This window comes from Bacteriovorax sp. BSW11_IV, assembly GCF_000447755.1.
Lineage (GTDB): Bacteria > Bdellovibrionota > Bacteriovoracia > Bacteriovoracales > Bacteriovoracaceae > BSW11-IV.
Genome location: NZ_AUNE01000032.1, coordinates 21,736 through 29,534, shown reverse-complemented (window position 1 = coordinate 29,534; position 7,799 = coordinate 21,736). Strand labels below are relative to the sequence as shown.

6 protein-coding genes are annotated in these 7,799 nt (G+C 37.4%); all 6 read right to left on the bottom strand.

Translation table 11 applies throughout. The annotated features are described in order from the left end of the window. Positions 1-477 precede the first annotated feature (477 nt). Positions 478-2,901: a phenylalanine--tRNA ligase subunit beta gene (pheT, locus tag M899_RS09205; RefSeq protein ID WP_021271147.1), complete on the bottom strand. Its 2,424-nt coding sequence runs from the start codon at positions 2,899-2,901 to the stop codon at positions 478-480. Positions 2,902-2,922: 21 nt separating this feature from the next. After that, positions 2,923-3,984 carry a phenylalanine--tRNA ligase subunit alpha gene (gene pheS, locus M899_RS09200; protein WP_021271148.1) on the bottom strand — a complete coding sequence of 354 codons (1,062 nt, stop codon included), beginning with the start codon at positions 3,982-3,984 and terminating at the stop codon, positions 2,923-2,925. 436 nt (positions 3,985-4,420) lie between these two features. Beyond that, complete coding sequence (locus M899_RS09195; RefSeq protein WP_021271158.1) at positions 4,421-4,957, bottom strand: DUF4416 family protein; 537 nt, start codon at positions 4,955-4,957, stop codon at positions 4,421-4,423. Then, complete coding sequence (locus M899_RS09190; RefSeq protein ID WP_021271167.1) at positions 4,958-5,980, bottom strand: bifunctional heptose 7-phosphate kinase/heptose 1-phosphate adenyltransferase; 1,023 nt, start codon at positions 5,978-5,980, stop codon at positions 4,958-4,960. A 1-nt stretch (position 5,981) separates the two neighbouring features. Next, positions 5,982-7,061, bottom strand: coding sequence for a glycosyltransferase family 9 protein (locus tag M899_RS09185; protein WP_155897168.1), 1,080 nt, complete (start codon positions 7,059-7,061; stop codon positions 5,982-5,984). Further along, a complete protein-coding gene (gene cmk, locus M899_RS09180) occupies positions 7,058-7,750 on the bottom strand; it encodes a (d)CMP kinase (RefSeq protein WP_021271159.1) in 693 nt (230 codons plus the stop codon). The genes M899_RS09185 and cmk overlap by 4 nt, the downstream gene beginning before the upstream one ends. Positions 7,751-7,799: the final 49 nt, after the last annotated feature.

Genomic DNA, 7,799 nt, shown 5'->3' with positions numbered 1-7,799 from the left:
ACTTACGTACAACATCAACTTTAGTGCTGGATTTAGTTACGCCGAATTCCTCATCTTAAACTTCAAGGATTCTTTCTCATCTTTTTTACCACATAAGTGGCAAACTTTAACTTTCTATTTAAATTTTTAAAGAGCTTATCTGAAAAGTGCTTCGCTAACTTATTACGTCGGAAAAGCTTTGTCACGAACTTTTTTCATTTTTTTTTTCGACAGCGTTTTCTTCAAGCCTAAGTTCGATTTCTCTTCACTTGTATCGGCTTGTTTTTCCGTTTCGAAGTTTGTTTCGTGTTTCTGACAAGGACGGATACTACAGATGGGCCACAATTCCGTCAATACTTTTTTTTATAAAAATAACTTTTTTCTCAACTTTTTCATACAATCTAACAAAATCAAACACTTAAGTAATATAAAAGAGTTAAAAAAGAGATCTCAAGACAAAAAAAAGGGCCGCAGATGCGGCCCTATAAAGAAAAACATTTATTTTTTTAATGGATAACCGGCCTTTTCAAGCACATCAACCACTTTGTTACTGGCCTCTGTGATGAAATCGCCACTTAAAGTCTGATTAGCATCAAAGAAAGTTGCTCTTAAAGTAACGGCCTTCTCATTTTCATTCATAGTAAAGACATCGGCCACTTTCATATCAACAAGTTCTTTAATCTTTAACTTCTTCGTCTCTTGTAACAAAGTTGCTACAGATACATCTGTCTTAGCAACAACTGTACAGTCAAAGTTAGAAGACGGGAATTTTGCTAATGGAGAATACTTTGTTTTATCTTTTTGTTCAGATTGTTCAATCGCCGTTAAGTCAAGAATAGCTACTGCTAAGTTTCCTTTAATCTTAAATGAACGAAGAGCAATCGGATGAATAGATGAAACGACACCTTTCATCTTACCCATAATTCTAATATTTAAAAATTCAAACGGATGCGCTCCACTCCAATCTTCTGGAAGAACTTCATTCTTAAACTTAGGGTGCTTCTCACAAATATCACCAGGGATATTAAGAGCTGCAAGTAAACCTTCTACTGTATTAAGAAGTTCCATGAACGGTGATTTTTCTTTATCAAAGAAAACAATTGCGAGTTCTGAATTCTCACGAGCAAAACTTTTATCATCTTTGTGATACGTACGACCCAATTCAAAGAATCTAAACTTTGACATATTTTTTGTATTTAAAGCAGCGGCTTCCAATAAGCTTGGGATCATAGAAGTTCTCATTAGCTCAGCATCTTTGCTGATGGAATTAATAAGTTCTAGTTCACGACTTACTGGCCAATTTGCCTTTTCGTAAAGTTTCTCACCGATCATTGGATAAGTCATAACTTCAAATGAAGAAGCATTATAAACCATATAGTCACGTGCTTTACGGTGAAGTTTTTGCGCAGGTGAAAGCTTTACTGGAAAAATATCAAGCTTAGGTGATGAAGACTCAATATTATCGTAACCAATAATACGTCCAACTTCTTCAATAATATCAGCTTCACATTCGATATCTTTTGTCGCTCTATAACTCGGTACTTTTAATTTCAAAGTATCGCCAACGGCATTCACATCAAAATCAAGAGTCGTCAAAATTGAGACTATCTTATCATTCGAAATATCTTTTCCAAGAGTTGAACAAATCTTTGTGAAGCTTGTTTCAATTTCTACAGTAGAAATTGAATTAAGATCAACACCATCGTATTCAATTTTCCCAACCACTTTTGCGTTTGGATTCAGTTCAAGAATAAGTTCAAGGATACGAAGAAGTGTTTTTTCACAAAGTTTACTGTCTAGAGTTTTTTCATAGCGCTGAGAAGAATCTGTTCTTAAACCTAAACGAGTTGATGTTCGACGAACTTCTGCGGCCTTCCAGTTTGCAACTTCGATAAAGACATTTGTTGTCTTCTCAGTTACACCTGAATTTAATCCCCCCATGATGCCAGCAAGACAAAGTGGTCTTTCTGAATCACAGATAACAGTATCAAACGCTACGAGAGAGCGCTTTTCTTCATCTAGAGTTGTAAATTCAGCCTCAGTACCAAGGCGTTTAATTGAAAGCTCGCCTTTGATTTCACTTCGATCAAAAATATGGTTGGGAATACCAAGTTCCAGCATTACGTAGTTAGAAATATCAACAATACTATTAATTGGTCTTGAACCTACGGCCTTTAACCTTTTTTGCATCCACAGCGGAGACTCTCCAACCGTAACACCATCGATAGATAGACCGAAGTATGAAAGACAGGCGGAATCTTTATCTACTTTTGGAGAAATCGGTGATGAACCATTACCTATTTTAGATAGTAGAGAATCACGCCACTTACTATCAAATGGGTTCTTTAATGTTTTTTCAAAGACGGCCGCAAATTCACGGGCCTGTCCGTAGTGACCCCATAAGTCTGGTCTGTGAGTAAGTGATTTATTATCAACATCTAAAAGAACATCTTTTTTCTCGTTATAATATTCCATTGCAGTAACACCAATAGGTGCATCACTTGGAAGATCAATAATGCCTTCTGACTCTTCAGCAAATCCTAGCTCTTCTTCAGAGCACAGCATTCCTTCAGAAAGAACACCACGAATTTTCTTAGGCTCAAGAGTTAGACCATTAGGAAGAGTTACACCAAGAGGTGCATACATTGTTCTAAGGCCGACACGTACATTAGAGGCACCACAAACAACTCTCTTAGGCTCTTTGCCACCAAAGTTAAATGTCACGAGGTTTAGCTTGTCGGCTTCAGGGTGTGGTTCGATACTTAAAATTTCCGCAACACGAATAACTTCAAGGTGTGCCGAAACAGTTATAACATCTTCAACTTCTGCAGTTCCTAACGTAAATTTTTCTCCGATCTCTTTTGGAGTTAAATTTTCTGGAAGTTCAACGAAGTCTTTAATCCAATCTGTAGAAATTAACATATATTCTTATCCTTTAATTTTTTAGTAAGTTTTAAATTGTTCGTTGAATCTTAGATCCCCACTTTGTAGGTGGCGGATATCATCAATTCCATACTTCATCATAACGAGACGATCTAGACCAAGTCCAAAAGCAAAACCGTTATACTTATCAGGATCAATGCCACCTGCTCTAAGAACGTTCGGGTGAATCATCCCACATGGAAGAAGCTCTACCCAACCAGTATGTTTACATACAGAACAACCCTTACCACCACAAACTTGGCATTTGATATCAAGTTCAAAACCTGGCTCAACAAATGGGAAAAATCCTGGACGAAGACGAACTTCAACGTCTTTCTTGAAAATTTCTTTAAGTGTTGTTTTCATGAAATAAATTAAGTTACCAACAGAGATATTCTCCCCAACCATCATTCCTTCTAGTTGTTGAAATACCATTTCGTGAGAAGCATCTGTTCTTTCACATCTAAAAACTGTCCCTGGAGCGATAAATCTAAAAGGAGGCTTTCTTGAAAGCATCCCGCGCACTTGGATAGTTGAAGTGTGAGTTCTTAATAGGTGCTTCTTTCCTTCTGGAGAAGATTCATCTTTAAACCAGAAAGTATCTTGCATATCACGTGCAGGGTGATCACCTGGAATATTAAGGGCCTCAAAATTATGGAATTCATCTTCAATATGGGGTCCATCAAGAACATCAAAGCCCATTGAAAGGAAAATATCCTCAATTTCTTGACGGATAAGTGTTCTTGGGTGGAAACCGCCGTGACGAGAACCTGTCGTCTTAACAGATTCGCGTAGTCCTATATCAATTTTATTGTCGGCAAGCTTTTGGTTGATTTCTTCGATTTCAACGGCCTGAAGTTTGTTGGCAATATCATTGGCGATATCATCTTTGATTTTATTGGCCTTTGGCCCTACTTCTTTTTTCTCTTCAACAGAAAGATTTTTCAAGTTTTTTAAAACTTCAGAAATTTTTCCGCTCTTTCCAATATAGTCGGCCTTTAGATTTAAAATTTCGGCCTGGGTCTTTTGTGTCTTTAATTCTTCTAAGAAGTTTTGGTACAAACTCTCTAGCTGTGAAATCATTGTTTTTCCTATTTTCAGGGGTTAACGCAACTTTTTGAGCGAATTTTTTCATGCGCACAGCAAAAAAGCAAGCAGGAACGCAGCAAAAATAAAAAACCGGGAATTTCACCCGGTCAAATTATAAATCTCATGCTTTTAAGTAGAGAATTCACGACAGAATTCCTCTGAGGACACTTCCATCAAGGCCCGCGCGAGCCTAGGAGCGAACTTAAGATGTAAATTATGAGTGCTCCAAAAATCCCTGGAAGTGAACCAATGTAAATGTCTTAGATTAATTTAAATGATGTGCTCTTAATTTACCTCCTTAAGATCACGACCCACCTCAATAAAAACTTTGAAGTTCATTCAAAATTAGTTTTGAGATAGGGCCAAAAAGTAAAAAGGACCAAATCAAACTAACGTCATTATATCACAGTGGGATTTTTACAAATTAAAATCAGGCAGTAGTGGTGAGTTTTTGGAGTAAAAGCGATCGTCCCCAATTAAGAAAGTCTATAACTTCAGGGATTTGATAATCTGGATAAGTCCAAGGCAGTGCGCGAAAAACTTTACCTTCACATAAAAGATTAAGATCCGCATATACTCCTTGCCCAATATATGTGCGGTGGGAGAAGCTTTTTCCAGTGGCCAAAATAAAGTTCTCTAGAGTCAAAAGGCCAACATCAAAATTAAAAATTCGATTATTATGATCACTGAATTTTATCTCAAGCTCTGTCGCCTTTAATTTTAAAGCAACAAACTCTTCTCTATCGAATGGAGTTGTAGAGAGAAGAAAAAAACGCTCTAACATATTTTCATCCCCCATTTCTTTAGCATAATACTTTTTCATGGGACAAAAATGCGAATTAAATTCAATGGAAGGACCTACTAAGTCCTTCCACATTGTTATTAATTCTAATTTTGATATTTTTTCACTGTGATAGAGAAAGCTTGCAAAGAAAAAACCTTGAGATGGTTTTTTTAACTCACTCATCTATTGATTTAGTCTTTGAACTAAAGTTTGGTAAAAAGCACGAAGCTCTTTCTGGTTAACTGTAGCAGTTCCTTTCTTACCAACAACTACTCCTGAACCACAGTTACCAATCCATGCAGCTTCTTCCAAAGTTGCACCTGCTTGTAATGCAGAAACAAGAAGGGCAATGGCCGTATCTCCTGCACCAGAGACATCGAAGACCTCATTGGCCGCAGTTGGGATAAATGACACTTCGTTTGATACCTTAGTATCAACTAGGGCCATACCATCCGCGCCCAGAGTTACGACAAGTTTTTCAACAGCTAGTTTTTCGATAAGAATTTCAGCGATCTTTTCAATTTTCTTTTCCGTATAACCTAGGTGCTTCACCATAATCTCGGCCTCGACTCTATTTGGCTTCAAAAGATGAACTCCCTTATAGAATGTTGGAGGAGTTGTGCGACTAGGGTCAACTGCAACAAGCTTGTTCATTCCATTATAGTGAGCAATAAGTTTTTGAATAAGGCCTTCACTTAATGTTCCTTTGGCATAATCTTCAAGAATAAGAGATTCGTGTCCATCAGAAAGATCAACAATTCTGTCCACTAAACGCTTTTCCACATCGGCTGAAATATAATCAAGAGATTCGTAATCAATTCGACAAATCTGTTGAGTCATTGTCGTTACACGCTCTTTGAAAACAGTTGGTCTCTGATCGCAACGTACCATACCCCAAGTTGAAAGCTCTGCGTCTTCAAGAAGCATTTCAAAGATATTGGCATTTTGATCATCTCCAATAACGCCACATAAAGTTGAATTGATATTTAAGGCCTTAAGGTTATCACTGATATTGGCAGACAGTCCTAGCTTCAGCCATTCTTTTGTCACTTCTAAAACAGGAACAGGGGCCTCAGGAGAAATTCGTTTAACTTCACCATACGTATATTTATCAATCCCGACATCTCCTACAACGAGAAGAGGTTTAAGATGTTCAAATTTTGAAACAATTTCTTCAAATCTTTCTTTAGTAATTAGTGATTTCAAATTAAAACTCCAACATATTTTTAATAACGTTAATAACGTCATCGACTTCTATTTTTGCCATACACTCATAGTATGGACAGGCCTCTTTTGCACATTCAAATTGTTCACCACAAACAACATCAGGAACGAGAACTTTTAGTTTATCACTATTGAATGGCCTCCACCTTGCGGCCGATTGTACTTTAATAGGTGAATAAAGAGCAATTGTCTTTAATCCTAAAACATTTGCAATGTGAGTTGTTCCAGTAGAAGGACCAATAAACAAACGGCACTTAGTTAAAAAGGCCATATAGTTTCTAAGCCCATGAACAGAGCCATCAAAAAAATAAACACTATCTTTACAGATATCATCAAAGAGCATCAGCTCTTCTCTTAAGCCTTTTAAAAAACGCTCATCAGAAGGTGTATGCGATATTACAAAAGTAAATTTACCTGGGTAGCGCTGTATTAAGCGAGTGATTAATCGTCCATAATTGCGAGAAGACCAATTCAAAGTGTGTCCAGTCATACCTGGATGGATAACGACAAGCTCAGAATTGATACGAATACCTTTATTTGTACATTCATCTTGAAAAAGGTGCCATGCTTTTTCAACTTCTTCAGTCGTCACCTCAATATGAGGTCTATAAAGTTCTTTTGCATGAATATTATCAATAAGAGGTCTTAATAGCTCTAAATTATATTCACTCTCATGCATGGCCACGATGGAGCGTTTTTGGCGAACACCATCTTTTAAAAATAAAAAAGTCTGCCACTTTGACTTAAGACCACCCCTAAAACCAATGCCCCTTAAAAAAGCAACTAAACTTGGAACATGAGAGCCACCGACAAAAAAATAATGACTTGGTCTGAAGATCTTAAAGATCATCATCGAACGGTAAAACTTTTTGAAAAAGGAATCATTTTTATTGAGAATAAAATACTTGTCGATATAAGGATGGTTTTCGTAAATTTCGCCCACCCTCTTTGAAGTAATCACCGCTACCTGGCACTCTGGAAAATGTTCTTTGAGTGCTCGGGCCATTGGCATAGTGAGAATATTATCTCCTATGGCATCGGTACGGTTGATGAGAAATTTCACAATTCTATACCTACGCTCTTGGCCTTGAGTATGGCCTTTTCTTTAAGCTGGGAAACGACATCATTAATATTCATATTACCCGTATCAACAAGCTCAGCATCACTGGCCTGCTTAAGAGGAGCAACTTCTCTATTCATATCGCTCATATCGCGCTTTTCAACGTCCTTCATAATCTGTTCAAGAGATACAGAAGTGTCGCCACTTTCGCGCAATTGCTCAAGCCTTCTTTGAGAGCGAACTTCCACTGAAGCCGTTACAAAGAATTTACAAAAAGCATTTGGAAAAACAACCGTTCCGATATCACGACCTTCCATCACACAGACTGACGATTTCGCAAGATTTCTTTGGAAGTCCAAAAGAAATTCTCTAATTTCAGGAATCTGTGAAATGATCGATGCCAATTTAGAAACGTGGTGCTCACGAATTTTTTGCGTAAGATTGTCACCGTTAATACTAATTAAGCATTCTGATGACGTTCCATATTTCAAATCAATTGATTCGATAAACTCTTTTAAACCACCGCTCCATTCAAACGGTACACTGCGCTTATCCGCTTCGAAAGCGAGAGCACGAAACATGGCCCCTGTATCAATGTAGAGAACGTCTAAAACTTGGGCCAATTCTCGGGCCACTGTTGATTTTCCGCTACCACTTGGACCATCTATTGCGATGACTTTTGAATATTCCATAATTCAACCTTAGAAAAAAACTCGACTCCAAAATGTATCAGAGGAAAAA